This window comes from Pseudomonas fungipugnans (genome assembly GCF_029955235.1).
In the GTDB taxonomy this organism is placed as follows: Bacteria; Pseudomonadota; Gammaproteobacteria; order Pseudomonadales; family Pseudomonadaceae; genus Aquipseudomonas; species Aquipseudomonas fungipugnans.
On record NZ_JARBWL010000002.1, the window covers coordinates 2,894,197 to 2,918,086 of the forward strand.

General features: G+C 53.4%; 31 protein-coding genes, 1 tRNA gene and 2 pseudogenes. 25 read left to right on the plus strand and 9 right to left on the minus strand.

Annotation, left to right across the window (positions count from 1 at the left end):
* Positions 1–108: 108 nt before the first annotated feature.
* A complete protein-coding gene (locus POF45_RS28670) occupies positions 109–690 on the plus strand; it encodes a hypothetical protein (protein WP_259502531.1) in 582 nt (193 codons plus the stop codon).
* A gap of 307 nt (positions 691–997) precedes the next feature.
* On the opposite strand, the gene POF45_RS28675 is transcribed toward POF45_RS28670, so the two are convergent.
* Positions 998–1,183, minus strand: a complete 186-nt coding sequence (locus POF45_RS28675) for a hypothetical protein (protein ID WP_282317476.1) — start codon at positions 1,181–1,183, stop codon at positions 998–1,000.
* On the opposite strand from POF45_RS28675, the gene POF45_RS28680 reads away from it, so the two are divergent.
* From POF45_RS28680 to POF45_RS28695, 4 genes are all read left to right on the plus strand, one after another.
* Positions 1,115–1,261, plus strand: a complete 147-nt coding sequence (locus tag POF45_RS28680; RefSeq protein ID WP_259503150.1) for a Com family DNA-binding transcriptional regulator — start codon at positions 1,115–1,117, stop codon at positions 1,259–1,261. The genes POF45_RS28675 and POF45_RS28680 overlap by 69 nt on opposite strands.
* A gap of 12 nt (positions 1,262–1,273) precedes the next feature.
* A complete protein-coding gene (locus POF45_RS28685) occupies positions 1,274–1,579 on the plus strand; it encodes a hypothetical protein (protein ID WP_282317322.1) in 306 nt (101 codons plus the stop codon).
* Between the two features lie 79 nt (positions 1,580–1,658).
* Positions 1,659–1,988 (plus strand): MFS transporter, encoded by a 330-nt coding sequence (locus tag POF45_RS28690; protein ID WP_259502533.1) that lies wholly within the window; start codon positions 1,659–1,661, stop codon positions 1,986–1,988.
* Positions 1,985–2,332, plus strand: a complete 348-nt coding sequence (locus POF45_RS28695) for a hypothetical protein (RefSeq protein WP_282317323.1) — start codon at positions 1,985–1,987, stop codon at positions 2,330–2,332. The genes POF45_RS28690 and POF45_RS28695 overlap by 4 nt, the downstream gene beginning before the upstream one ends.
* Positions 2,333–2,416: 84 nt before the next feature.
* Here POF45_RS28695 and POF45_RS28700 read toward each other — a convergent pair whose 3' ends face one another.
* Positions 2,417–2,701, minus strand: coding sequence for a hypothetical protein (locus POF45_RS28700; RefSeq protein ID WP_259502535.1), 285 nt, complete (start codon positions 2,699–2,701; stop codon positions 2,417–2,419).
* A gap of 41 nt (positions 2,702–2,742) precedes the next feature.
* On the opposite strand from POF45_RS28700, the gene POF45_RS28705 reads away from it, so the two are divergent.
* From POF45_RS28705 to POF45_RS28720, 4 genes are all read left to right on the plus strand, one after another.
* Complete coding sequence (locus POF45_RS28705) at positions 2,743–3,027, plus strand: hypothetical protein (protein WP_282317477.1); 285 nt, start codon at positions 2,743–2,745, stop codon at positions 3,025–3,027.
* Complete coding sequence (locus POF45_RS28710; RefSeq protein ID WP_282317324.1) at positions 2,976–3,110, plus strand: Com family DNA-binding transcriptional regulator; 135 nt, start codon at positions 2,976–2,978, stop codon at positions 3,108–3,110. Before POF45_RS28705 ends, POF45_RS28710 begins: the two co-directional genes overlap by 52 nt.
* Before the next feature lie 12 nt (positions 3,111–3,122).
* Positions 3,123–3,998 (plus strand): putidacin L1 family lectin-like bacteriocin, encoded by an 876-nt coding sequence (locus POF45_RS28715; protein ID WP_259502536.1) that lies wholly within the window; start codon positions 3,123–3,125, stop codon positions 3,996–3,998.
* 152 nt (positions 3,999–4,150) lie between these two features.
* Positions 4,151–5,299 (plus strand): lysozyme family protein, encoded by a 1,149-nt coding sequence (locus POF45_RS28720; RefSeq protein ID WP_282317326.1) that lies wholly within the window; start codon positions 4,151–4,153, stop codon positions 5,297–5,299.
* A gap of 317 nt (positions 5,300–5,616) precedes the next feature.
* On the opposite strand, the gene POF45_RS28725 is transcribed toward POF45_RS28720, so the two are convergent.
* Positions 5,617–6,738, minus strand: a complete 1,122-nt coding sequence (locus POF45_RS28725) for an acyltransferase family protein (protein ID WP_282317327.1) — start codon at positions 6,736–6,738, stop codon at positions 5,617–5,619.
* 2 nt (positions 6,739–6,740) lie between these two features.
* Here POF45_RS28725 and POF45_RS28730 point away from each other — a divergent pair.
* The 6 genes and pseudogenes from POF45_RS28730 to POF45_RS29965 all read left to right on the plus strand — a co-directional run.
* A pseudogene (locus tag POF45_RS28730) lies at positions 6,741–6,923 on the plus strand (glycoside hydrolase family 19 protein); the annotation flags it as partial.
* Positions 6,924–7,182: 259 nt separating this feature from the next.
* Positions 7,183–8,859 carry a putative phage tail protein gene (locus POF45_RS28735; RefSeq protein WP_282317328.1) on the plus strand — a complete coding sequence of 559 codons (1,677 nt, stop codon included), beginning with the start codon at positions 7,183–7,185 and terminating at the stop codon, positions 8,857–8,859.
* A gap of 74 nt (positions 8,860–8,933) precedes the next feature.
* Complete coding sequence (locus tag POF45_RS28740; RefSeq protein WP_282317329.1) at positions 8,934–9,110, plus strand: hypothetical protein; 177 nt, start codon at positions 8,934–8,936, stop codon at positions 9,108–9,110.
* 422 nt (positions 9,111–9,532) lie between these two features.
* Positions 9,533–9,931 carry an avidin/streptavidin family protein gene (locus tag POF45_RS28745; protein WP_282317330.1) on the plus strand — a complete coding sequence of 133 codons (399 nt, stop codon included), beginning with the start codon at positions 9,533–9,535 and terminating at the stop codon, positions 9,929–9,931.
* 903 nt (positions 9,932–10,834) lie between these two features.
* A complete protein-coding gene (locus tag POF45_RS28755; RefSeq protein WP_282317331.1) occupies positions 10,835–11,638 on the plus strand; it encodes a glycosyltransferase family 2 protein in 804 nt (267 codons plus the stop codon).
* Positions 11,639–12,622: 984 nt separating this feature from the next.
* Positions 12,623–13,009: a VOC family protein gene (locus POF45_RS29965; RefSeq protein ID WP_431978624.1), complete on the plus strand. Its 387-nt coding sequence runs from the start codon at positions 12,623–12,625 to the stop codon at positions 13,007–13,009.
* Between the two features lie 317 nt (positions 13,010–13,326).
* On the opposite strand, the gene POF45_RS28760 is transcribed toward POF45_RS29965, so the two are convergent.
* Positions 13,327–13,914, minus strand: coding sequence for a hypothetical protein (locus POF45_RS28760; RefSeq protein WP_259502541.1), 588 nt, complete (start codon positions 13,912–13,914; stop codon positions 13,327–13,329).
* A 325-nt stretch (positions 13,915–14,239) separates the two neighbouring features.
* On the opposite strand from POF45_RS28760, the gene POF45_RS28765 reads away from it, so the two are divergent.
* Entirely contained in the window at positions 14,240–15,853 is a 1,614-nt protein-coding gene (locus tag POF45_RS28765) for a family 20 glycosylhydrolase (RefSeq protein WP_282317332.1), read from the plus strand.
* Positions 15,854–16,180: 327 nt separating this feature from the next.
* Here the strand turns inward: POF45_RS28765 and POF45_RS28770 are convergent, their stop codons facing one another.
* Positions 16,181–16,318, minus strand: coding sequence for a hypothetical protein (locus tag POF45_RS28770; protein ID WP_282317478.1), 138 nt, complete (start codon positions 16,316–16,318; stop codon positions 16,181–16,183).
* On the opposite strand from POF45_RS28770, the gene POF45_RS28775 reads away from it, so the two are divergent.
* The 7 genes and pseudogenes from POF45_RS28775 to POF45_RS28805 all read left to right on the plus strand — a co-directional run.
* A complete protein-coding gene (locus POF45_RS28775; RefSeq protein WP_431978625.1) occupies positions 16,262–16,441 on the plus strand; it encodes a Com family DNA-binding transcriptional regulator in 180 nt (59 codons plus the stop codon). The genes POF45_RS28770 and POF45_RS28775 overlap by 57 nt on opposite strands.
* An 11-nt stretch (positions 16,442–16,452) precedes the next feature.
* Positions 16,453–16,971, plus strand: coding sequence for a hypothetical protein (locus POF45_RS28780; RefSeq protein WP_259502544.1), 519 nt, complete (start codon positions 16,453–16,455; stop codon positions 16,969–16,971).
* Between the two features lie 180 nt (positions 16,972–17,151).
* Complete coding sequence (locus tag POF45_RS28785) at positions 17,152–17,349, plus strand: hypothetical protein (RefSeq protein WP_282317334.1); 198 nt, start codon at positions 17,152–17,154, stop codon at positions 17,347–17,349.
* An 85-nt stretch (positions 17,350–17,434) separates the two neighbouring features.
* Positions 17,435–17,620, plus strand: coding sequence for a Com family DNA-binding transcriptional regulator (locus POF45_RS28790; RefSeq protein ID WP_431978626.1), 186 nt, complete (start codon positions 17,435–17,437; stop codon positions 17,618–17,620).
* Between the two features lie 8 nt (positions 17,621–17,628).
* A complete protein-coding gene (locus POF45_RS28795) occupies positions 17,629–18,468 on the plus strand; it encodes a lipid II-degrading bacteriocin (protein ID WP_282317335.1) in 840 nt (279 codons plus the stop codon).
* 209 nt (positions 18,469–18,677) lie between these two features.
* Complete coding sequence (locus POF45_RS28800) at positions 18,678–19,103, plus strand: hypothetical protein (RefSeq protein ID WP_282317336.1); 426 nt, start codon at positions 18,678–18,680, stop codon at positions 19,101–19,103.
* A gap of 294 nt (positions 19,104–19,397) precedes the next feature.
* A pseudogene (locus POF45_RS28805) lies at positions 19,398–19,631 on the plus strand (hypothetical protein); the annotation flags it as partial.
* 408 nt (positions 19,632–20,039) lie between these two features.
* On the opposite strand, the gene POF45_RS28810 reads toward POF45_RS28805, so the two are convergent.
* Positions 20,040–20,127: transfer RNA gene (locus POF45_RS28810), tRNA-Ser, on the minus strand.
* Between the two features lie 123 nt (positions 20,128–20,250).
* Between POF45_RS28810 and POF45_RS28815 the strand changes: the two genes are divergently transcribed.
* Complete coding sequence (locus tag POF45_RS28815) at positions 20,251–20,922, plus strand: Bax inhibitor-1/YccA family protein (protein ID WP_259502550.1); 672 nt, start codon at positions 20,251–20,253, stop codon at positions 20,920–20,922.
* A gap of 59 nt (positions 20,923–20,981) precedes the next feature.
* Here the strand turns inward: POF45_RS28815 and POF45_RS28820 are convergent, their stop codons facing one another.
* Together POF45_RS28820 and POF45_RS28825 are read right to left on the minus strand one after the other, a co-directional pair.
* Entirely contained in the window at positions 20,982–21,311 is a 330-nt protein-coding gene (locus POF45_RS28820) for a YceK/YidQ family lipoprotein (RefSeq protein WP_282317337.1), read from the minus strand.
* A 58-nt stretch (positions 21,312–21,369) separates the two neighbouring features.
* Positions 21,370–21,807 carry an Lrp/AsnC family transcriptional regulator gene (locus POF45_RS28825; RefSeq protein WP_259502552.1) on the minus strand — a complete coding sequence of 146 codons (438 nt, stop codon included), beginning with the start codon at positions 21,805–21,807 and terminating at the stop codon, positions 21,370–21,372.
* Between the two features lie 135 nt (positions 21,808–21,942).
* Here POF45_RS28825 and POF45_RS28830 point away from each other — a divergent pair, with 135 nt between their 5' ends.
* Positions 21,943–22,836 carry a DMT family transporter gene (locus tag POF45_RS28830; protein ID WP_259502553.1) on the plus strand — a complete coding sequence of 298 codons (894 nt, stop codon included), beginning with the start codon at positions 21,943–21,945 and terminating at the stop codon, positions 22,834–22,836.
* Between the two features lie 4 nt (positions 22,837–22,840).
* Here POF45_RS28830 and POF45_RS28835 read toward each other — a convergent pair whose 3' ends face one another.
* Complete coding sequence (locus POF45_RS28835; RefSeq protein ID WP_282317338.1) at positions 22,841–23,857, minus strand: FUSC family protein; 1,017 nt, start codon at positions 23,855–23,857, stop codon at positions 22,841–22,843.
* Positions 23,858–23,890: the final 33 nt, after the last annotated feature.

Genomic DNA, 23,890 nt, shown 5'->3' on the forward strand with positions numbered 1-23,890 from the left:
TGTTGAGTGGCTGCAAGGCCCTCACGAAGCCAAGCGTTACACCGCCCAGGATATGAAGCAAAAGAAGGCCTGTTATCGGGCAACGATCAGATATTTGAAGGGAGCAGCATGAAGATAAATTCCGCACGCCAAGCGTGGCACGACTGTAATTACAACCCGGCGCCGGGCCAGACTTCTGATGTAGCCGAGCTGGGGGTGGTGGTGCAGAAGACTGAGCGCGGCCCAACTGCCAACCTGGCGATCCATGGGGCACTGGCCGGTCATATTCAGTCAGCAATAGCGCGACTTCACTCGCAACTACGCGCCTTCGGCAATGCAATGTATGCAGCCGAGCCGACTGATGATGATCGCGAGGAAGCTGAAGAGGCTGTGTTCAATCTGGCTTGCTCATGGGTAGAGCGTATGACTGCCAGTAAGCGACACAGGGCCAGCTACGTCGCCAAGGGTGTATTTCGCCGCTACCGTTACATGCACCAGGGCGGACAGTCAGCCAGCGTTGATCCGCTGATCAAGCCCGAAGTTTTCCGGGCCTGGCTGGACGGTGAGTACAACATCAAGCTTGCGTCCGTGGCTTGGGGAAGGGATTGGGAGCCCTTTGTCCAGCTCTGCTTCAATGCATGCCACGACATTGATGCCCGCGCGTTGAGCCCAATTGGCAATGTGATTTACAAGATGAAAGAAGCTGCTTGACTTCCCGCACGGCTGAGGGCATTATTTCCCCATAGTTAGTATTTTGCCTACGGCAACTTACTAAAAAAAAGCCGGCCATCATGCCGGTTTTTTTATGCCCGCCGTTTGTCCAGTGTTCGGCACTCGACATAGGTTGCCGCCTCTGACGCTTAAGCCCGGAGTCACGCACGTTACGGACGACGCTGACGATAATCCCGAGCGGGAGCAAGTTCCGCTGCCTGCGGACGACGAAGGGCCCCTGGAGGAAGATATGTCGGATGTGGATGCCGCCGATTCAGTGGCGAGTGAGCATCCCGACAGTTGATAGCTACTTCAAAACGAACCCGGCCAGTGTGTCGGGTTTTTTATTGCCCGCGATAGGGCGCGACTTTGCAAAAGGAAGTTGCAGGTGTTGAAAGAATGCAGATGCGGTAAGTGCAATCGACTGCTTGCCCGGGTGGGTGAGTTTACCGAGCTCCAGATCAAATGTTCCCGATGCGGGACGTTGAATCATGTGAAGGCCACGAGCCTCGAGCCATCGCCTTTGAGCGACATGAAAGCTGAGTCCTGCGCGAACAATCATTCGATTTGACTGGTGAGAAATATGGACGCAGTACCGTTCGGCAAACACTACTACTTCACGAATGTCGGCACGGCTTACGAACAGGTTGTGAGTTCGCCTGCCAATACGGCCGGCGTGGTGATCAGAACCGCGTGTGCGGTTCGATCAAGGGTCTACACCGGTACCGTTAAACCGACGACGGCTGGCGAAATTCGCTTGCCACTTGTCCTTGCTGGCAACGAAAGCTTTACCAGCAATAGCTTTCCGATTTTACCTGCGCCAGGTAATGGTCTGTGGGCTTACACCGTTAATGGTCAAGTCCGCTTTTCGTACGACATCCTCTCGTAACCGTATAGGTGCGAGCCTTTGATATGGCCTCAGCATTCGCTGGGGCCTGTTTGTTTCAGTCATGCCCACGGAGCCGAGCATGGATATATTTCACCGCCTGTTCGACAGGATCGACTGGGTCATCGCGGGCCTCATTGGGGCTATCGTCGCCAGCTGGTGGCACAAGGATGACCTGACCGACTGGCGAGCTTGGACAATTTTTCTTCTGACTGGCGTTGCCTGCGCCTTGTACCTGACTGGAATGGTCAGTAACTACCTGGGCGTGACAGAGCCGAACATCGTCGCCGGTGTCGGCTTTTTGCTGGGCACCTTCGGAGGTTCACTCCTGGCAGCGATCAACCGCGCCATCAAGGCTGCTGACCTCTGGGCTCTCATTCGCCAGCGGTTCGGGGGAGGCAATCCGCCATGAACTACGAACTGATCAATTCCATCGCCTGCGGCCTGATATCGCTCTGGGCCACCTGGTGCGTTCTGAGCGGGAAGGTGAGGGACGGCATCCTCGGCAAACTGATGTATTCGACGATTGCCATCAGCGGGTTTGTGGTCATGGCCCGAAGCCAAAACATCTTCTTCGGCCCGACCACTGCAGGGCTCACGCTGCATGTGTCACTGGCACTCACCGGCGTGCGCCACATCTTCATGGTCGCGTTCTGGAAACCGGTGAAGGCATGGCTCTGCCGGACGCTGAACTGCGAGCACTGCCTGTCGTGTGACAAGCCCGGTCCGGGCGAGAACGATCGCCGCAAAGAGTAATCCGCGACACGTTTCGCGAATCATCAAAACATGTCGCGATATCGCAGAAGAGTTGGCCCGCACGCCGAGGGCATAGTCACCGGCCTATTTCGCTGGGGTAAGCAGCAGAAACTGGTTGATGTGATTCTGTGGGGTGGAGAGTAGATGTGTCGTGGATGAGTGCGCTACGGAGTGAGCATTGAGCGCAGCCTGGAGCCTGTCTTCGTAAAGTGCCAGCTGCGAGTAGTCCAGTTGATGAGTGATATCAAAACCCGTCGCGGACCTTGCAATCAGCGCTTCAAGAGCATTGGTCACAACATCCGCCGTGACTTGTAAAACGCTCAGGCCGAAGCCGCCGTCTGCAATGATGAGATTGGGTAAGTCGAGCATGCAGCATTCCAGTATCAGCCTTTTATCTAGTCTGATGTCAAATGGCCATCTCTGCAATGGCCATTTATCAAGCTGTCTATGAAACCAAGCAACTGAGCTGGAGTTTTTTCTTCTTTTCCTGGAGGAAGAACAAGGCCTATTGGCTTGCCCCGACAGGTGTGCTCATCCCGCAGCGCGTGACCCCGGCAGCGGGCAGGTTCGAACGTCCGCTGAAAGCAAAAAGCTTCGACAAGTTCGGGACTTTTTTTGGAAATGCAAACGACTTCTCGCCCGCATGGGTGAGTTTACCGAGCTCCAGATCAAATGTTCCCGGTGCGGGACGTTGAATCATGAGAAGGCCGCGATCCTCGAGCAATCGCCTGTGAGCGACATGAAACGCGGAACTTTCCGCACCCAGTGTTCAACTTAATAGGTGAATAACATGTCTTTTTCTTTGATCCCTTTTACAGCGAATGGCGGAACTGTTTTACCTCCGCGCAATGTCATGAGCGTTGGTCAGTTTCTGCAATCGCCCAATCAGCGATTCAGGCTGATTTTCCAGGAGGACAATAGTTGTGTCTTGTACGATGGCGGCTCGCCTGTTTGGGTCGCAGATGCAAGCAGCGCTTACGCAGGACAGATCTTCTACAAATGGAAGGCTGTCGATCAACCGTCGGTGTCGATGAACTATCAGTTCGTTGTTCAAGATTTTAAAAATCAGCGCATTTGGCAAACGCAAAATACGGATGTGCTGGGGGGTGACAAGTACCAGGCCAACGCCGCGGTACGCACACATCTGCAACTGCAAGATGATGGCAACCTGGTTGTCATCCAGGCGAATCCGATTTTCACCAGTAACGCGGCCATCCTAAGCGCTCCGGAACAGGCGGCGATCCTCATTCCCGCAGGCACCGACCTGGTAGTGGATAAACGCTATGTGGTCGGTGGCACAACAATGGTTTTCCAGTCGGATGGCAATTTCGTTGTGTCAAATGGCCCGCTGGGTGTGCTTTGGGCTACCTGGACCCAGAACAAAGGTGCAACACGCGCCGTCATGCAGGGTGATGGCAACTTCGTTATTTACGATGCCAGCATGAAGCCACTTTGGAACTCAGGTACTGCTGGTCACCCAGAGGCGTACCTGCGCCTCCAGGCAAATGGTAGTTTCTCTGTAATCTCTGACAGGGTTTGTTGGGCTCGATTTGGTTTCACGCCAACGATTCGTGGACGCAAAATCTATTACCCCGACAACTCGAGCCCGGAGCATAACGGTACTGCGCCATATCCAACCTATGGCCATATCGGTTGGGAATTCTGATTGCTACCTTCGCAACAGTAGCGTGGGCTCTTTGTCTTCGTGAAGAGCCTTTATCTGTATAGAGCCAAGGAGCTCCAACTTATCGCCTTTGAGCGACATGGAACCGGCAATTACTGCTTGTTCAAATCCATTTCGTTTAAGGGAAATAAAGCGTGAAGCTAATCACCAAACCAATCAACAGTGCAGATGAAAATATCTGTGGAGCGACCTTTTCCTATTCCGGTGTTCCGACGGGGGTAGAGGTCGCAATCGGAAGTCAGAATCTTACTTTCAGTGCCTTTCAGGACAGGAACTACGCCAGCAATATAAGTGGTGTATTTGCCTTGGGTAACAAAGTAGGCAATACCACGGTTCAGCTTGATGCTCGGACGGCCATCAACTTTTCGGTCTATGAGGTATCAGGCTCAAAGGGGCTGGAAAGCGATAACACAACCGTCTCTGTTGTTCTGCTCCAAGACGCGACACCTCTCTTCACCAAGTCGTATAGCCTGAGAGAGCAGGACTCATCAGGCGCCTATGTCGATACTCAGGAGACGGGTACGTACTCTGGCGGTGGGTTCTTTATCACGATGCCGACACGGCGCCAGGGTTCATACGTAGCCACGTTCAAGAGCCCGGCGACTCACAACCTTGAATGCCGAATCGAAATTGCAGTGCCGGCTTCAGGGGCGGGCTCTATCGTGGCAATGCTAAAAGTGGATTTTCCGCTGGAAGACAAGTCGGCAGGATTCACCACCGCTGAGCTTGAAAGCCTGTTACCTGCGCTGAAAAATCATGAAGGTGATAAAGACTTCATGTATGTGGACTCGGAAGGAAACGTCACCACTGGCGTGGGGTTTTTACTGCGTAACGAAGATGCCGCCGCCGAATACCCTTTCGTGGATTTAGACGACAATCCGGCTACCGAAGAGCAGAAGCGTGCCGAATGGCGCCTGATTGCCTCGAAATACGACAAGAACATCAAACACACAGCCGACTGGTACGAAGATTTCACCGAGCTCTATCTTCAGGGCGACTTCATCGACACCAAGCTCAAGGCGCTGGTTGTGGGTGACTTCGCCGGACTGAGCCGAAACTTTCCTGGCTTTGGCGGCTTCCCATCAGCAGCTCGGGTTGCTATCCACGACATGTATTACAACCTGGGCGCAAGCAAACTTCAGCAGAAGTTTCCTTCGCTGATGGCGGCGATCGCTCGGCGCGATTGGTCTGCTGCAGCTGTAGAGTCACATCGAACCAAGATCGGTGAAGATCGCAACGACTATGTTCGCGATCTCTTTTTGATCGCGGCAAGTATTCAATGAGCTGTTCAGGTTCTGATTAATTCATCAAAGAAGGTCTCTACTTTGTCGCCGCGTTAATGCTGTTCCGGGCGAAGGGCGAGGTTGCTCGGATCTTGAGAGTGAATTGAACCCGCGACACGTTTCTCGCATCAGCAAATCGTGTCGCGACATTGGAGAGCGACATGAGTTTCGTTCTACCGATGAGCCCGGATATCAACAAGGCCGACGTCACCGGCCTGGCCTTTGGAACCACCTATTCCCGACGACAAAGCGTCACCCATGGCGCGTGAAGAGATCTGACTCGATCACTACCCGATTTCCTGAAGTATCGGATTGGGCTATGTCATCTGCGTGATTTTTATCCGACGCATTTGATGTTTTTTTATCAGGAGGCTTGCTGGCATTTCTACAAGCGAAAAACTCGCGTAGGACATTGCCAGAATCAAAGTGCAAACGCCGACTATAAGGACAAAGTCGTTTACTTGATATCGTGCAGAGACCTGAAGTGCCAGGCAAAGAACAAGCACATGGCACAGGTAAGTTGAGTAGGACCAGTCGCCGAGGCGGGCAAAGAAATTGTGTTTAGGGAAGAAACGTTCCTGTGAAACGGCAGCGCATAAGATAATCGCGCAAGGGATTCCGCTTTTATAGGGGCTATGGGACACGGGTCCGGCGTAGACGACTGCGAGCAAAGCGGTCGCTGTCGCTAGAGCTGCGAGCGCGGGTGAGATTCTCGATAGCCACTCTCGCTGATAAGCAATTTGCAGTGCAACGCCAAGTAAAAACTCCCACACTATAGCGTTTCTGTAGAAGGAGAATGAACCACCAAATTTGCTTGAAATAAACTGGAGTAGTGCTATGCCAGCGAATAGGCTAGCTACTCTGTATTTGGCTGGCAGGAATAGCGAAACAAAAAATACGGCGTAGAAAGATGCTTCGTAATTCAGTGTCCATCCGACTGTCATCAACGGATAAAAACCGATACCAGATGGGTTTTGCGCCGGAATAAAAAACAGTCTCTTAAAAAAGAAGAGTGGTTCAAATGCTGTCAGCGGTATTGAGCCTGGAGCATAGAGCAGCACTGTCGCAGTGATCGATGTGAACAGCCAATAGGCCGGAACAATTCGCGCTAAACGATTTTGAATAAATGCTCCGGGAGTGCTCGGCTTTTTTGATGTCGAGGCGTATATAACGAATCCGCTTATGATGAAAAATAAATCGACACCGATTGCTCCATAGGCGTGGAGAGTTTCGGCGATGACACCTGAAACATTGTTGCTATAAAAAAGTTGGATGTAGTGGTGGCCTACTACTAACCATGCAGCCAGTGCTCTGAGAATTTGAACTGAGTTAAGCATCGCGGATGAATTCGAAAAAGAACGGAGTCTACATTTGTTTCGTTGGAACCACCACGATGACGAATACCCGCCATCGATCGGGATTTTTTTGCCTGGAGACATGTATGCCCGTTACGTACCAGCAGTCCTTGCAGATCCTCCCGAACGCCGGCGCCAAAGCCGGCGTTTTTGTACCTGTATTGAACACGGCGATGCAGCGTTACCAAATCGTCGGTATCCAGCGGATTGCCGCCTTCATTGCGCAGGTCGGCCATAAGTCTGGCCATCTGCGATATGGCCGTGAAATCTAGTGGCCGACCGCGCAGCAGCCGGGTACGAAGGGCGCAAGGACTTGGGCAACACCCTGGCCGATGCCGGGCGCTTCGACAAGATCACTGCGCGGATCAATGGCGGCAGAACGGCGCTTACGAGTCAAACGGTCCAAAAAACGCCTCGACTCATGGGGCGTTGATCGAGAAGCCATCAAAGAAATTACCCGCTAACCACTTAAAAAACATATAGCCGCGCCAAGTGCGGAGCTTTTTCCACAGAAAAGGAGTCATGTAAATGACAGTCAATACGACAAATAGTGTTCCCGAGTTTGATATCGCCGGGGTCAACACCCTTGCCGATCTGCGTGCTGTTGACTCGGCCAGGAACAAGAAGGCTGCAACGCTTGGATATGCCGCTCGAGGGGATGGGGGGCATGGTGAGTACGCCGTAGACGAAGCAGACACGACGAGCGCCGAGTCTATTCCGATGATCATCGTCGCGAACGATGGCGCCCGCTGGAAGCTGATCCACGACGGCAACGTCAGTGCAGCGCAGTGTGGATTCAAGCGAGATGGCACCGTAAATACCCAAGACACCTTGAATTCGGCAATCGTCGCAGTGACTGCCGCGGGGGCAAGAATCTCGTGGGGCTACGGTACCTACGTGTGCGAACACATCCAGCTCATTCCAAACATGTCCTGGAGGGGTAAGGGGCAGTTTTTCACTATTCTCAAGGCAAAAAACGGCCTAAACCTGGATTTCATTTCCTCGAACTTCACGATCAATACGAACAACGTTTCGATTGTCGGTATGCAGTTCGACGGCAACCGCGCCAATAACACCAGCGGGCACACGTTTGCACTCAAGGGGGCCAAGCAGAATCTCCGGCAAATCACCCTAACGCAGTCCGCGTACCACGGCCTGATCACTGACTTCGACATCGTCGACGGTGAGCGTCCGCTTGGCTTTGAAAGTACGTACGAAGACATCCTGATCGATACCACTGGCCGCCACGGCTGGAAGTATGACGGCCCGACAGACTCCTCAATGACCAACATCACGTTACTGGACTGCGGCGTATCTGCAGATAACTCCTGGTTCGGATTAGTTGCGAGCAGGAACTTCAGAGCGAATAACCTGCATCCCTGGAACCGTTCATCAACCAGCAACACCCCAGCTGCTTCTGTTTATATTTTGGCAAGCGCACCAGGGTGCACGGCCGTCAACTCGCACTTTGAGGGCGGCCACTGCCCGCTCAAGATACTCAGCAACCAAAACGCTTTCACCGACTGCGACTATTACGCACCCCGTGGTGCGTACTGCCTCGAAAACTACGGTACGGCGAACAAGATCAGTGGCGTGCTTGGCGCGACAGCCGCTTCAATCAACCCGAACTACAGAGGGATACTGATGGGAGGGACGGGCAATATGGTCGACTTGACGGATGGAGGGTGTGTGAATGGCGCTATTGACTTCACGACCAGCCAGGGTGGCAACCTTGTCCGAGTCTCCGGCTACAGGAGTTCTGGAGTTCCGTTTGTCGGGACTCCTCATCCAACAGATGACGTGCTTCTGGTTATTCGTGGGGCAGGTGGAGGGGAAATCTCCCAGGCATACTCGGCCCAGTTCTCCGTGTTCCCTACGACGGTCTCTGCTCAAGACGGTACCTTCACCAATGCAACGGTAACCCTGCGATTGCGCAAAGTTGGAACAATTGTGTTCGTCCAGTTGATGGTGACCATCGGGGCGAGCGGCGCTGGCACAGCAACCGGAAACATAAGCGTTGTATTGCCGTATCCCTGCGCTGCGTTCCCTTACCAATTGTCTGGCAGCGACAGCGTCTCCGGCCAGTCGATTCAGGGACGAATTATTGCCGGTGGCTCAAGCGTTCGAATTTTCAAGAACGACAACAGCAGTGCCATTGCAAACGCTACGACGCTTTCCCTGAACGGGTGGTACGAGGCTGCCTGACTCTGCAGCGCAGCGAGTTGTCAGTTCGGCGCCAACAGGTGCAGGCCGGGACACTGCGGGAGCGAGAGTCGGCTTTGGCACAGGCAAAAGCAAAAGCAAAAGCAAAAGCAAAAGCAAAAGCAAAAGCAAAAGCAAAAGCAAAAGCAAAAGCAAAAGCCAAGGAGCACTCCCGGCCAGACTACTCAGCAGCCAATCAACGGCTGCAGATGCCTTGCAGGGCTCCAGGTGTGGTAGCTGAAGAGAGTCGATAGTCTTGAGGTGAAGGTGCGGCGATGCTGGCTGAGCGCCCAGCAGCGGATGCGGTTTGAGCGGGAGCTGGCTGCCACTGTTGTGCCTGTCGTTGAGTGGAGATGCCAATTTTTGGAGGGTGCATTTCAATTCGAAAAAATTAGCATGACCTCAATTCATGTGATCGCTGCGTGCAGGGCAGGTTTGTGCGCGAGAAGTCTCGGCATTTGGTGACTTTTTCAATAACTTAGCTGTCATCAGTTCGCCTGAAAGCACGTCTTGTCGTGGCGGATTTTTATATGGTCGAGAATTTTTGCAAGTTTTTGAATGTGAGCTAAATTAAATACGGATATCACTTGATCTTACGTACGGTCACGGGTAGTGACAGAGTTTGGTGTGATGTCTGATACGGATTTAATTTATTGACTATATGCACGGAGGCAAAATGTTAAAGTACTTTTCACCTACCTCTACCTCGATTGAATCTGTCGTACCATCTGTAAATTTCAATGGGCTTTGGCGTAATGAGCTAAGTTCTGAGATGGAACTGACAGTAGACAAGGCAACCGGAAATGTTGCCGGGGTATATCGGACAGGAGTCGGCACCCCACAACCCACCGAAGATTTCGAGTTAGTCGGCTTTGCTGCTGGGGATTTGCTGTCATTTACAGTCAACTTTGGGAAGTACGGATCGCTTACAAGTTGGTCAGGGCAAAGCACTGCCGTCGGAGGTGTTACCGTTATAAAAACTATGTGGTTGATGGCCGAGAACGTCCCAGACGCTGACGAGCCAAGCAAATTGTGGAGTGCGATGCTAACGGGTGCCGACAACTTTCGGCGTTAAGGAATCGCTGATTTACTCGGTTTCTCGAACTCAAGGCATCCTGCGACTTTGATTTACCAAGGGGGGCAAAGCTGGATTCGAATGAATCAGCCCCCCAGCAGGTATCACTTGCGATATTCAAAACCAGCCGAGGCGTTCGCCAGCGCCGTCTTTGCGTGCCCGGGTCAAGCCATTTCCGGGCCAGTCCGGGCGAAAGCGTCACCGGCCGCCGGTCATGGATGTTCACCATGCCGCTGGCGCTGCCAGTGAGGTCGGCGTTCAGGTCATTCCTTCCTGATGGAAGAGGGTCCGCTGCGTCGTTGGCGCGTGGCGAAACGATCGCCGCCCCCTCTGCAGAGCTTCTTAATGTGCGGCAGACAACAAAAAAACCGGGCTTTCCCGGGCCTCTTTGGACATTCACTCAGCGCGAATAAGGCTTTTTCACTTGCTCCGTGCGTTCGAGAAATGCTCACATTTTCATCTGTGGTTTTCTCAGGCTAGAAATGTAATGTAGCCATTAAGTCATGTGCATGTGAAAAAGATGTCGACGAAAAAGCTTTTATAAATAAGCGATACTTTCAAATCTTTCAAATCTTTCAAATCTTTCAAATCTTTCACATCTTTTTCACCGGGTGGCTACCTGTCCAATGTTAGTTTGGGGTCGTGGAATGGGGTGATTGTTCACATTCATAGTGTCTTTGATGCCTCGGAATATACTTGTAACAGAATGGTTGCGTGCTGCAAGCCAGGCTTGATTATGTTTGGTTTAAATAAACTCTCAGGGGTTTTGCGTTGTACGGCGCGAGAATATCGTCTTGGGTGTGAGAAATACGTTTCCGTATTCAAAGGCTTTTTTCTGGCGGTCAGATAAAAACTCCGTCGATGGAACGAAGGGTCAATGCGTTCTATTGTCGAGGTTTGATTGTGAGCTCTTCTTTTTTTTCTGCGACTAACTTTAGTATTGTCCTTGTTAACTATAAGTCCCTCCAGCTGACCCAGACCTGCCTGAATTTGTTGCACGAAGGATTACAGGGGAGTGACGTTCCAGTTTATGTGGTGGACAACGATTCAAATGATGCGAGCAGCGAATACCTGCGCACCTTGAACTGGATCAGCTTGATCGAGCGAAAATCATGGGGGCCAGAAGCAGGGAGCGTGGCGCATGGTCGAGCGTTGGATATGGCGTTAGCCAAGATTGAAACCGAATATGTATTTCTACTGCATACCGATACATTTATTTATGATCAGGCTGTTTTTGCCATGATGATTGACTCTTGCGCCAGCGCACACGAAGTTGCGGCGGTTGGATGCATTGAACAGTTGAATCGAGGCAGGGCCAGGTCTGCCTGGCGCCTGGCTTCGCGATTTATCAAGCACTACACTCGGCGAGGCTTACGGGTGTTAGGGGTGCAAGCAAAAGCCCCTAAACCCTACAGAGAGACGTATTTAAAGAGCTTTTGCGCTCTGTGGAACGTACGATTAATTAAAAAACACGGGCTTCAATTTTTAATGGATGAACGAAATCCTGGTTATGAACTGCAAGACAAAATGGCTGCTTTGGGTTACGCGATAAATTTTATCTCTCCTCGTAAGATGTTTAGTTATCTTGATCACCTTCAAAGCGGAACGGTCGCTGCCATGGGTGGTTATGCGGCCACTCATCGAAGGGCCAAGATATACAATAGAGTGGTTGGAAGCTCCACGGGTGGAAACGGTGGAAAAAATTGATTGCGGCATCGTGAATTCATCACTGGAACCTCCCAGGCTGTACTGTTACCGCTCGTTGATCTTGCCGTGGCGGTTGAGTATTGCCGGTTTTGGAAGCGTGCGCATACAGCCGAGAATCCACACGTTGGACGTGTTCGGTTTTTGAAGAAGGTTGCAGTGGCGTCCACAGAAGGCGCGCCAGCTCACTAATTAATGGAGTGGATACGCAGGGTGCGATTGCTCGCGATTTCCGGAAGTATACGTGCGGCCTCTTCAAGCTCCGGGCTATTACGTGCAGCTGAGCTGCTCAGTCCTGAAGGCGTATCGATCAAGCACTATCTGGACATAGGTCAATTGCTCACTTCGCTCCAGACCTGACTGATGATCCGCCTCAGATCGTCGCACAGTTACGCGCTTTGGCAGGTGAGGCAGACGGCATCCTTATTTCACGAGCCAGGTGATGGCGAGTACCGGGATCATGGCGTCACCTCTTCCAGATCAAGGTCCTTGGCGGTGATCATGAACGTCTCGACGTTTTTGACGCGGTAGAACGTGCGGGTGCAGTTCTTGCGGGCCAGGCATCGAGAATTTCTTCAAGCTCGTGCTTGGCCTCGGAGCTGACGGTTGGAAAGTCATCGGCCCACTCGCCGAGATCGCTCGATGCCGCGTCGTCTGCCATGGCATCAATTACTGCGTCCGAATCGACGAACTCTGCAGGATCTGCGTAGCGGATTTCGCCACGCAGGCATTCATCCTCCGGCGCTAGCTCATCGTTGTGCGTGATGAACGAGCGCCAGTCGGCGGTCCAGTCCTCGGCGTTGGTGGAGTATGCCTATTCGATATTGGTCGGAGTTACTGGCAAAACAGTTTCTTCAGGTATGACTTCGTCCTTGCCGCTATAACGGCTGACTTAAAAGGGGCTATTAAGTATCGATGCGCGAGTAATGCGCGCGGTGATTGGCTGTGTTTATATACAGCTTTGTTGCTCGCAAGAGGTTCGCATCAATGTTCCACCACCTTTCAATTGGCGTGAAAGACCTGGACAAGTCCGGGCGCTTTTACGATGCAGCCATGGGGGCGCTTGGGCTTCGTAGGGTCTTCGAGGATGAGACCGCTATTGGGTATGGTGTCGAGGACGGGAAAGATAAGCTTTGCTTAAAGCTGCGCCCGGATGCGGTAGCTCCAGGTCCCGGTTTCCATTTGGCGTTCTCTGCTCAATCAAGAGGCGCCGTCGACTCGTTCCATCTAAGGGCTCTAAGCGCTGGCGGTACTGATAACGGAGCACCGGGGTTGCGCTCGCATTATGGTCCCCATTATTACGCTGCATTCTTGATCGATCCCGACGGTTATCGGGTTGAGGCTGTAATTAATAGAGCCGATACCGAAGCGTAATACAGCCTGGCGCTACGCTTCCTACTAGTCTTGGCGCGGGCCGCTGTAGCGGCTGACTTTGAAGGGGAGGGTGTTACAGTTCTTTGGCAGCTTCTGCTTCTTTCAACGCTTGCGTGCTCAGGCCGAACATGAGCGTCTGTGCAGCGTCCGCCTGCTGCCTTGGTCTCGCCTGAGGTTTTGACGATACCTGTGGCGAGGAAGCGTGCTCCCTTGCCACAGGCCTCACAACGGGTCTCGCATTCCCTCTCGAACGGGAACGCACGAGCGAGAAACTGGAGAAGAACAACCTGTTGTGATAACCACCAATGAGTGGAGTACTACCCGACGATGAACTCGATCATGGCGCTTGGATCAGAAGTCACACCGTTCACGACTTCCGTCGCCTTGACATGCTTGTCACCGGCCTCCCAAGCACGGTCGTAAGTCCAGCGAGTACCGTCTACCTTGGCCTTGCCTAAAAGACTACTGTCATGATTCAGCACATTAACGGCAGTCGTTCCCGACGCGCAGGTGCCCTCGATCTTCACGTTACCTACGGGGTGACGGCTTCCGTCTTTTGGTGAAGTAATGGTTGGTGCGGTGCGTGGCGCAGAGACGTAGAAAAGACGTTGTGCTGTGGGGTCGGACGCCACACCGTTTACAATCTGCCGGGCCTTGACATGCTTTGTGCCTGCATCCCAGTTGCGACTGTAGGACCAGATTTGACCCTTTACCTTGGCATCGCCCAACTTGCTGTTGTCATGGTTTAGTATCTCAACAGCCGCGCCATGGGAACAGCTCCCCTCAATCAACACACGACCCAGAGTATGTGTGCTGCCTTCTTTCGGATCCACAATCGTTGGCAGGGGAGGCTTGGTCTCAGCGGTATTTTTTGAACTTACTCGGGATTTCGTTTGGTCCGTCATGATTAATTCTCCTGAGCGCGGCACGATTGCCTGCGTCTTCAAGGTCTAGCACACCGAAAAAAAACTGCCTGTAAGAACTGACAGCTACGACGAACGGTATTTGTTATCAGAGCCACTTTTTGGGCTCCGCTCCAGCAACACCAGGCAAAATGCTTTGTGCTCCCAGCTTATAAATCGTGTCGAAATCCGATAACCGGTCCCACGCGATCCTGCAGTTGCCAGCATTGAGTCTAAGCTATCGGAGGAGTAAAAAAGCCTCACTGAGATTGTGAGCCTTACACAATCAGAGATGAGTCACGACATCGGTATATGGAGATCCGGTTCAATGACAACACTTATCCAAAGCACGGATGCAGCTTCCTTGGCAACTGCCAAAAGTCTCAATAACGACAATGACAACGTTCGCTTTCCTTGGACCCATTTGAGTCCGGCGGTCCTGCACGCCGAACCTTATGCCGGGTTTGTCTACGTCATCAGCGCAAGCACGCGTATCCTAATCGGCGATGAGAGCCTGAGACCTCTGGCTATTCGGTTGGCATTCGGCTTCACCGGTGCCGCAGGACTCGCAAAGCCGCCCGCCATTTTGCTCGTGTCAGGTGGTCACCCCCCGCGGGGTAGCGGCGATGTAGAGCTGATACTGTCCGCCCCGGATACCGCTGAGGTTTCGATCCCCGCCAAGGGTGAGCGCGAGACCTACCGAATAGATATCAGCAGTGCCATCCGCGTTACCGCGAAAACCCTTGAGGCCATGGCCCGGGCACTGACGACCTTGCATAAAGCGGCATTGGTTTCTACCTCGCTTGATCCAGGGGTTGTGATCGATGCGCCCGTCTATTCCGAACGCTCGCTGATGATCGATGTGGGGCGTAAGTATTACAGCCCTGAGTGGATGAAAAACCTGCTGCGTGAAATGGCCTGGAACCAGCTCAACACCCTGCATTTGCACCTCACCGACAATGAGGGGGTACGGGTTATCTTCCCCTCTGCTCCGGAAACTGCGAGCGACGATGCCTGGAGCGCAGCGCAACTCAAGGACATCCTCGACACCGCCGCGTCCTATCACATTGAGGTCATCCCGGAAATTGAAACACCTGGGCATATGAAATGGATCCTGAGCAAAAGGCCGGAGTTTCAACTTAAGCTCGCTGATAGCAATGGCACGGTGGTGGAGAAAGCACTCGACTTCAGCAAGTCTGCCGCTCGCGACTTTCTCAAGACGCTCTTCAGCGACCTCTGCGATATGTTCCCAGACAGCCACCATATCCACTTGGCGGCTGATGAGTATTTTCTTACTCCAATCACCCAGAGCAACACGCCACAACTGGCCCAGTACGTGCGCGAAGGCTCCGCAAAGCCCAACGCCACTTCCGAGGATGCCGTGAGGTACTTTATCAATGACCTGGCGAGGCTCGTTCAGGAGAGAGGCAAGATTGCGCGGGTCTGGAACGATGGTGCGGTTAACCGAAATGCAGTCATTAATCTGGACAAAAAAACAGAAATAGAGTGCTGGAGTATCTGGGGGAGCAAACGCAATGAGATGAATGTGCAAGAGTTGGTCGACGCTGGCTACACCGTGAAAAATGCTAACGGTGACTTTTACTTCGTCATTGATAGGGGGTGGGATCACCTGTTCCATCCCAAACACTCGCCTCGCGGTATCTACGATGTCTGGCGAGCCAACCATTTTATGGACAAAGCAGGAGATGCTGTGACGGATATTCCTGCGCACAGCCCCTATATGGTGGGGGCTGGCCTGCAGGTCTGGGCCGACCAACCGCACTACCGCACGCCTGAAGAGGTCTGGTCACAGCTGATTGTGTGGATGTTGCCATTGGGGCAACGCACCTGGGATTCGCCGAACGCAGAGCCCGATTATAAATCCCTCTCACTGATCGCCCGTGCTGTAGCCCATCCACCGCCTGTACCGTGGAAGGAATGAGGCGCCTATACGGCATGAGCACGCTCGATTGCTATGGCCGAAAGCGGTCATTCGGGAGCTACGCTCGAAACACTGAAGGTACCGATAGAGCCCTGATTAGTCAGGGCTAAAGCGAGTACAGGACCTGCCTTGTCTCGGATCGTTGGGGGGCGCGATTGGGAGCCGTTTGTTCAACGTTGCTTCAATGCTTGCCACGATATTGACGCCAAGGCGCTGAGCCCAATTGGCGGGGCGATTTACAAGATGAAAGCGGCCGCGTGACTTCCCGCGCGGCTGAGGGCATGATTTGCTCATGGTTAGTATTTTGCCTACGGCAACGTTCACTGATTATTCATCAAAACCCGGCCACAGCGTCGGGTTTTTTATTGCCCACGGAAAGGGCGATTCTGCAAAAGGAATTTGCAGATATTGAAAGAATTCAGATGCGGTAACTGCAAAAGATTTCTCGCCCGTACGGGTGGGCACACAGAGCTCCAGATCAAATGTTCCCCATGTGGGGCGTTGAATCATGAGAAGGCCATGAGCCTCGAGCAATCGCCTTTGAGCGACATGAAAGCGGAATTTTCCGTTATAAATCATTCGACTTAAAGGTGAAATACATGGCTCTCAAATTTCAGATTTTCCCGTTTACCCAAAATGGTAGCTCTGTCCTGCCTCCTCGTAACTTCATGCTCGCGGGTCAGTACCTCGAGTCTCCAAATAAGCAGTACAAGCTGGTTTTTGAAGCTGATGCCAACCTTGTGCTCTACAACAATGGAGTGAGGGAGTGGGTTTCGGATAACTCTGTACCTTATACGTACGTGGATTCCAATCCGAATAAGAACCTGGTCAGCTGTTTCTACATGCACAGTTCCGGGATCCTCATGGATCATGTGCATAACAGAATGTGGATCGCTACTACCAGCTGGATTCCGGTACCGGACCAGGCGGGGGCGCCGCTGCGTGCGTTCCTGCAGCTGCAAGACGATGGCAATATCGTCATCGTAGATGGCGTGCCTACCTGGGCTCGATTTGGTTTCACGCCAACGGCTGCTCCTCGGCCGCGCGTGATTTACCCGGATCATGGCACCGGTCCTCTGCCTACATTCAAGGAATGGACGTGGAATAACGTCTTCTAAGGCTGTAGGAGGCCCTGTGAATATACGGAGCTTCCTTGTTGTTCTTCACCTGTACAGGGCCCCGTCATAGTGCGGGGCTTTTTTATGTCCGCCGTTCGTCAAACACTTGGCACTTGTTATGTGATGCCCGTCTCTCATGTTTAAGCCCGGATATTCCGCGCCTCTGACTGGAGAGCCAGCATGAAAATCGACGAGAACGCTCCTGGCAACATATCTCAGCAGGAGGTAACGCGCGGCACGGACAATGAAACAGGCCACGATCCTCGGCGGGATGAGGCGGATGTTCCGCTGCCGCCTGATGACGAAGCGCCTCTGGAAGAGGACATGTCGGATGTAGACGCTGCCGATTCAGTGGCGAGCGAGCATCCCGACAACTGACAATCACGTCAAATCAAACCCGACCACCGTGTCGGGTTTTTTATTGCCCGCAGAAGGGCGCGGCTTTGCAAAAAGGAATTTGCAGATGTTGAAAGAATGCAGATGTGGGCATGGCAAACGACTTCTCGCCCGCGTGGGTGAGTTCACAGAGCTCCAGATCAAATGTTCCCGATGCGGGACGTTGAATCATGAGAAGGCCATGAGCCTCGAGCGATCGCCTTTGAGCGACATGAAAGCGGAATCCTCCGCGATAAAACATTCGACTCAATAGGTATACTTGTGGATCTTCCAGCAATTAATGTTACAGCTCCTGAGCCATTTTATCCGGGACTTAATCAAAGCGGCGGCGGCACGATGCAAAGCCCAGCTATAGTATTTAACCAAATGCAGCTAATTAGGAATAACTACTACGTTAAAGGAATGTGGCGGCAGGTTGTAGTTAAGCTCTGCTCAGAAGCAGAGTTTTACATGAATAAAAGTGGTGGGAAATTCGCGGCATGGATGGTCGGAGACGCATTCCAGCGTGATTTTAAGATTTTGCCTTTTGCTGACAATTATATGTGCGTTACGGGAGTATCTCCTGAGGCGGCGCTATGGTATGCGTATCAGAACCCTCTTCTTGTCACCCAAGCAAATGCTGTACAGCAATCCAAGCAACTGTCCGCTACAGATTTGGGGCCCGTATCTGCTTTGGGCCATTTCATCAATGGTAATGGTAGTAGTGTTGAGATGGATATTACGAAGCTGGGGTTGACGCCCTCGGTTACGAAAATCCCACTCTTGGAACAGCATCTCGCCTCTATGCCAGTCGGTACGTCCAGCGTTTTTATTGACAAAGTACCTTATGACACTTTTGCGGACTCGTTTAACACTGGCGTAGTTCTTGGGCATATTACTTTGAAAATTGAAGGTACTGCTACGAAGTCTGAGGCCGGAGCGGTCACATTCAACGGAGTGGCGCGCGCCTATAATGACAAATATGACGCTAACCAAGGCTCATTCAGAAACGCTCTTCCCGAGGCAGCCACGACCATCCTGCGAAAAATTCAAGAGGTGACGAACGCCAAGGAGTATGAAATTGAAATCAAAGGCTCTCTGCCGATCAATATTCAGCGGTAGTTGAGCGATAGATCGGGACAGTCTGTCACTGGCTTCCCTCTAGATATCGTCGTGCCGGTCGCAATCCGGCATGACTGATGTTGTCTGTGGATTTTTTGTGTTTTTTTTGTGTTTTTTTTTGATTTTGGAATGGATGGTTTGACGGAGGTGTTGTAGCGACTCTACTATCGTTGATCTCTTTTGGCTTGAATGATGTGGTAGTTATCTATATGCATACCTGGAAGCGGTTTCTAATACTCTTTGTGGTCTCCTTGTTAGCGTTGGTGTTATTTGTATGCTCGATTGCGGGGACGCCTGAAAATCCTAATGATTTAAGCGATACAAGCGGCGTGCCCGCAGCCTATATGTTTGCGACCTTTATTATGGCTTTTGGCGTTTTTTCTTGGGGTGTTTCATTGGTTGGATTATTGGTTCGTAGGCTCGTGAGCGATGAGCGCGCCAATTTCAAAAAATTTATTATCTTTATCTCAAGCCTTCCTTTATTCCTAACGTCGGCATTCGGGGCTTTCTCGGTTGCAGTATTTTCATACGACTCGATCATTGGCCTCTTGGGTGGTATTTTGTTTTTTTCAGTTATGGCCTGTCTCTGCCTGACGTCGCTGCCAGTTTCGAAGATTAAACGGGCGCAGGTATAGCAGCCACACCTCTGATTGTCGTTTCGATGTTGCACTGAGTGCGATATGGCGGTTAGCACGCAGCATTGGAAATGAATATTTTATTCAGAGTGTCGGAATTTAATGAGACCACATCGATTCCAAAGGGCTAAAGATGTTTTTGGCAGACAGAGTGGAAAGACACGTACACCAATTCAGAGCCCCAGCATTCGCTGGGGCTTTTTCGTTTTCAGCCCCGCCACCCGTCAATTGAGCGATCAATGCCGCTGACCTCTGGGCTCTCATTCGCCAGCGGTTTGGGGGAGGCGATCCACCATGAACTACGAACTGATAAATTCCGGCGCAGTTGGCCTGATCTCGCTATGGGCCACCTGGTGCGTACTGAGCGGGAAGGTGAGAGACGGCATACTCGGCAAGCTGATTGACTCGATCATCGCCATCAGCGGGTTTGTGGTCATGGCCCGAAGCCAGAACATCTTCTTCGGCCCGACTACTGCGGGTATGACGCTGCATGTTTCCTTGGCGCTGACCGGCGCCCGCCACAATTTCAGATATCGCGATTTCGTGGCGTGAAGTGAGGCGTGAGCAGTTCTGTCTTTCACGCCATGGCACCTCAACGCCCTGATCAGAGCTTTCGCGAGACTATTCAGATCATTATGCGAGCCACACCCTCCATCTTTATTTAGTTGGCGAATTACCGCGCCTAGAGGGGGGGGAGGGGAGCAGATCTGAGTTCAGCGTCGAGATTCCTCCGGGAAAGGGGATCATCGTGACAGCGGAAATGTTGTGACACACATAGGGAAATAGAGCGGTCGGCAGGACGCCGGAGGAGGGGCAAAAACAAAAAGTTTTGTTACGGTTGCCAAATAGTTTTGTAACGTAGCAAAAAAAGGGTCGAATTCTCAAACCCCAGAAACGAAAAAGCCCTGAATAATCAGGGCTCTATCGGTACAAATATGGCGGAGGCGATGGGATTCGAACTCATGGACCTGTTACAGTCGACGGTTTTCAAGACCGTTGCCTTAAACCACTCGGCCACACCTCCGTTTGTGTTGCGGGCGCCATAATACCTGAATGAAACACACTGTCAAACTCTCTGCATGGCTTGTTACAGAGCGTCTGTTATGATCTTTGCGACTGAACGTTTCAAACCAACAGGAGTGTCGCCATGCGCGAACAGGATTACGCAGTTAATAACAGCGTGCAGGCTGAGCAGCTAGAGGTTAGCCGCGTCCTGCGCAACACTTACGGCTTGCTCGCACTCACGCTCGCATTCAGCGGTGTGATGGCGTTTGTCGCTCAGCAGATGCGTGTCGGCTACCCGAACGTTTTCGTGGTGCTGATCGGCTTCTACGGCCTTTTCTTCCTTACCAACAAACTCCGTGATTCGGCCTGGGGCCTGGTGTCGGCCTTTGCGTTGACCGGTTTCATGGGCTTTTTGCTCGGCCCGATCCTCAACCGTTACCTGGGCATGCAGGGCGGTGCTGAAGTCGTCAGCTCGGCGTTCGCGATGACTGCACTGGTATTCGGTGGTCTGTCGGCTTACGTGCTGATCACCCGCAAGGACATGAGCTTCCTCGGTGGTTTCATCACCGCCGGTTTCTTCGTGCTGCTGGGTGCAACGCTGGCCAGCATCTTCTTCAAGATCAGCGGCCTGCAACTGGCGATCAGCGCAGGTTTCGTGCTGTTCTCCTCGGTCTGCATCTTGTTCCAGACCAGCGCCATCATTCAGGGCGGCGAGCGTAACTACATCATGGCGACCATCAGCCTGTATGTATCGATCTACAACCTGTTCATCAGCTTGTTGCAGATCTTCGGCATCATGAGTCGCGATGATTGATCGCAGGCCTTGAGTAAAAAACCCGCTTCGGCGGGTTTTTTTTTGCCTGAAAATTGGCATCACTCGGTCACGATAATGCTGCCATCCACCTGCTGACGGTAGATGGTATAGGGCAATAACAAGGTATCCAGTGCGCCGGAAATGACCGCGTCGATCAACACGATGGGGTTGGCATTGCTCATCGTCTGTTCATCGATTCCCGGCCCCGGCGCCGCATGCAGCGTGCAGAAGTCATAGGTCACGCCGCTGTAGATGCGCGGCACCGAGCCGCAATAACTGTTCTGCTTCTTGACGCTGTTCGCGGCTGCCTCGTCACTGCGCACAACTGTCTGGATGGTGCCACAACCCGCCAGCGTCAACGCTGCCAACACCATTGCCTGAACTCTCATTCTGCCAATCCCTAGCCGCAAAAAAACTCAATCTACGCTGATCTGGTGTGAACAGTACTCAGGCCATCGGCGGCAGCCGGCGCTTGACCGGGGTCTTCTTGACGATGGCGGTATTGGTTTCGGCATGGGTGTTGAGGCGGTCGAGCAGGGTGTCCAGTTGTTCCATTGAGCGCACATGCAGGCGTGCAATGAAGCAATCGTCGCCGGTGACTTTGTCGCACTCGGTAAATTCGGGAATCGCCTGGATCTGCCGCTCCACCTCCTGCAACTGTCCCGGCAGCGGGCGGATACGCACGATGGCCTGGAGTTGGTAGCCAAAGTGTTTCGGGTCGATTTCAACGGTGTAGCCCTTGAGCACACCACGCTCTTCAAGGCGACGCAGGCGCTCGGCGACGCTGGGCGCCGACAACCCGCTGATCTGCGCCAGGGCTTTGAGCGAGCGGCGCGAATCGTCCATCAACGCGCTGATCAGCATTTGGTCGATGTCGTCGGTCATGGCGCAGCCCCTGTAAGGCGAAGTGATGAGAGCGCCTTGATAAAAAAGGCAGATGCCGAGTTTAGCCTGCTTTTTGCGCTGGAGAAGCCCCCAGGCGGATTGGCATACTTTGTCCCTCTCAACAGGAGTCTGATGATGGACAAAACACTTCGTCGCGGGTCATTCGAAATGACCGCCGCCATGCTGATTTCCGGAACCATCGGCTGGTTCGTGCTGATCTGCGGCCAACCGGTGCTGGACGTGGTGTTCTGGCGCTGCGTGTTCGGCGCCGGCACGCTGCTGCTGATTTGCGCGGCGTTCGGCTTCCTGCGTCCCGGCATTCTGACCCGCACCACGTTCCTGCTGGCGGTCGTCAGCGGCATGGCGATTGTCGGCAACTGGGTGTTGTTGTTTGGCTCGTATTCGCGGGCGTCGATTGCCATCGGCACGGCGGTCTATAACGTGCAGCCGTTCATGCTGGTGGGGCTCGCCGCGCTGTTTCTTGGCGAGAAAATCACCCTGCAAAAACTGTTCTGGCTGGGCATTTCGTTCCTCGGCATGCTGGCAATTGTCAGTGCCCACGGCGGGCCAGGCGAGGGCGGTAGCGACTACCTGACGGGCATTGGCCTGGCGTTGGGGGCGGCGTTTCTGTATGCGATTGCGGCGTTGATCATCAAGCGTCTGACCGGCACGCCACCGCACTTGATCGCCTTGATCCAGGTCTGCACCGGGGTGCTGCTGCTCGCGCCTTTTGCGCACTTTTCGGCATTGCCGCAAGCGCCGGGCGAGTGGGCCAGCCTGCTGACCCTGGGCATCGTGCACACCGGTCTGATGTACGTGCTGCTGTACGGCGCCATCCAGAAATTGCCGACGGCTATCACCGGTGCACTGTCGTTCATTTACCCGATTGCGGCGATCTTCGTTGACTGGTTTGCCTTCGGCCATCGCCTCGTGCCCCTGCAATGGCTGGGCGTGGCGGCGATTTTGCTGGCCGCCGCCGGCATGCAACAGGGCTGGGGCCTGAAACTGCGCCGGGTGGCGGCGCAGTAAATCGTCAGATGTTCCAGCGCGGCGCGGTCTTGGCCAACCGCTGACGCATCTCGCCAATGTTGGCGGCCAGTTGCCGGGTCAACAACCGGTAACCGTCCAATGGGCTGTAGACCGGTGCATCGAGGCTGGCATCCAGCAGCTCCACTGGCCGGTTGAGCCGCTGCGTCGCGCCGGATTTCAAGGCGCGGGCCATGCCGACCAGTTGCACCCGAATCTGCCGATGTTCGGCTTTCAGCGCCGATTGCAAATGCGCCATGGCTTGCGGGTCATTGGCGTCCGGCCGGGTGTTGCCAAGGATCTCCAGGGTGCTGATGCACATCCGCAGGTTGCGTTGAATGGCATCCAGCTCGGTCATGGAAATTTTCACTTCCTTGGACACCGACGGCATCAGCGAGCGCAACTGCACCAACACCGCGTTCACCCGCCCCATGAGTTTCAGGTGCTCGTCAGCCGTGACCGGCTGGCCGCTGATGATGCGCCCGTAAAGGGTCGCGCAATCGCGCAAGGCATCGGCCAGGTTGTAGCGCCAGGAATAAACCGCGTACAGCGGCAGGGCGAAGGAAAACGCCAGCGCCAGGGCAATGCCGATCAGGATGTCCACCCCGCGCCACAAACCGTCCGTGACCGGGTTGTCGCCATGACCGGCGACAATAAACACCGTGATCGCCGACAGCAGCGCGGTGTAGCCGCCCTTGCCGATGGCGTGATACGAGAAGAACCCGCACACCACCGACATTGCAAAATAGGTCAGCCATGGCATGCCGAGCCAGGCCTGTTGTGCCACCAGCAGCAAACCGACACCGGCACCAATCAAGGTGCCGGTGGCGCGTTCGGCGGCTTTCTTGCCAATGTTGCCGTGATGCTGCAAACCGCCGATCACCACCAGCATGGTCACCGACGCCCACTCACCGTGGGGCAGGTTGATGCCGGTGGTCAGCAGGATGGTCGCCAGCAATCCCAGGGACACCCGCACCGCATGGATGACCCTGGCATGACGGTAGCGCCGATACGGGTCCAGCAACGGACGCAGCAGGCGTCGCGCCCAGTTTGGCAG

What these genes read in the sequence shown, in the direction of transcription:
- POF45_RS28670 (WP_259502531.1), top strand. Translation starts at nt 109, where the DNA reads ATGAAGATAAATTCCGCACGCCAAGCGTGGCACGACTGTAATTACAAC.
- POF45_RS28675 (WP_282317476.1), bottom strand. Translation starts at nt 1,183, where the DNA reads ATGATTCAACGTCCCGCATCGGGAACATTTGATCTGGAGCTCGGTAAA.
- POF45_RS28685 (WP_282317322.1), top strand. Translation starts at nt 1,274, where the DNA reads ATGGACGCAGTACCGTTCGGCAAACACTACTACTTCACGAATGTCGGC.
- POF45_RS28690 (WP_259502533.1), top strand. Translation starts at nt 1,659, where the DNA reads ATGGATATATTTCACCGCCTGTTCGACAGGATCGACTGGGTCATCGCG.
- POF45_RS28695 (WP_282317323.1), top strand. Translation starts at nt 1,985, where the DNA reads ATGAACTACGAACTGATCAATTCCATCGCCTGCGGCCTGATATCGCTC.
- POF45_RS28700 (WP_259502535.1), bottom strand. Translation starts at nt 2,701, where the DNA reads ATGCTCGACTTACCCAATCTCATCATTGCAGACGGCGGCTTCGGCCTG.
- POF45_RS28705 (WP_282317477.1), top strand. Translation starts at nt 2,743, where the DNA reads ATGGCCATCTCTGCAATGGCCATTTATCAAGCTGTCTATGAAACCAAG.
- POF45_RS28710 (WP_282317324.1), top strand. Translation starts at nt 2,976, where the DNA reads ATGGGTGAGTTTACCGAGCTCCAGATCAAATGTTCCCGGTGCGGGACG.
- POF45_RS28715 (WP_259502536.1), top strand. Translation starts at nt 3,123, where the DNA reads ATGTCTTTTTCTTTGATCCCTTTTACAGCGAATGGCGGAACTGTTTTA.
- POF45_RS28725 (WP_282317327.1), bottom strand. Translation starts at nt 6,738, where the DNA reads ATGTCTCCAGGCAAAAAAATCCCGATCGATGGCGGGTATTCGTCATCG.
- POF45_RS28735 (WP_282317328.1), top strand. Translation starts at nt 7,183, where the DNA reads ATGACAGTCAATACGACAAATAGTGTTCCCGAGTTTGATATCGCCGGG.
- POF45_RS28745 (WP_282317330.1), top strand. Translation starts at nt 9,533, where the DNA reads ATGTTAAAGTACTTTTCACCTACCTCTACCTCGATTGAATCTGTCGTA.
- POF45_RS29965 (WP_431978624.1), top strand. Translation starts at nt 12,623, where the DNA reads ATGTTCCACCACCTTTCAATTGGCGTGAAAGACCTGGACAAGTCCGGG.
- POF45_RS28760 (WP_259502541.1), bottom strand. Translation starts at nt 13,914, where the DNA reads ATGACGGACCAAACGAAATCCCGAGTAAGTTCAAAAAATACCGCTGAG.
- POF45_RS28765 (WP_282317332.1), top strand. Translation starts at nt 14,240, where the DNA reads ATGACAACACTTATCCAAAGCACGGATGCAGCTTCCTTGGCAACTGCC.
- POF45_RS28780 (WP_259502544.1), top strand. Translation starts at nt 16,453, where the DNA reads ATGGCTCTCAAATTTCAGATTTTCCCGTTTACCCAAAATGGTAGCTCT.
- POF45_RS28785 (WP_282317334.1), top strand. Translation starts at nt 17,152, where the DNA reads ATGAAAATCGACGAGAACGCTCCTGGCAACATATCTCAGCAGGAGGTA.
- POF45_RS28790 (WP_431978626.1), top strand. Translation starts at nt 17,435, where the DNA reads ATGTTGAAAGAATGCAGATGTGGGCATGGCAAACGACTTCTCGCCCGC.
- POF45_RS28800 (WP_282317336.1), top strand. Translation starts at nt 18,678, where the DNA reads ATGCATACCTGGAAGCGGTTTCTAATACTCTTTGTGGTCTCCTTGTTA.
- POF45_RS28815 (WP_259502550.1), top strand. Translation starts at nt 20,251, where the DNA reads ATGCGCGAACAGGATTACGCAGTTAATAACAGCGTGCAGGCTGAGCAG.
- POF45_RS28820 (WP_282317337.1), bottom strand. Translation starts at nt 21,311, where the DNA reads ATGAGAGTTCAGGCAATGGTGTTGGCAGCGTTGACGCTGGCGGGTTGT.
- POF45_RS28825 (WP_259502552.1), bottom strand. Translation starts at nt 21,807, where the DNA reads ATGACCGACGACATCGACCAAATGCTGATCAGCGCGTTGATGGACGAT.
- POF45_RS28830 (WP_259502553.1), top strand. Translation starts at nt 21,943, where the DNA reads ATGGACAAAACACTTCGTCGCGGGTCATTCGAAATGACCGCCGCCATG.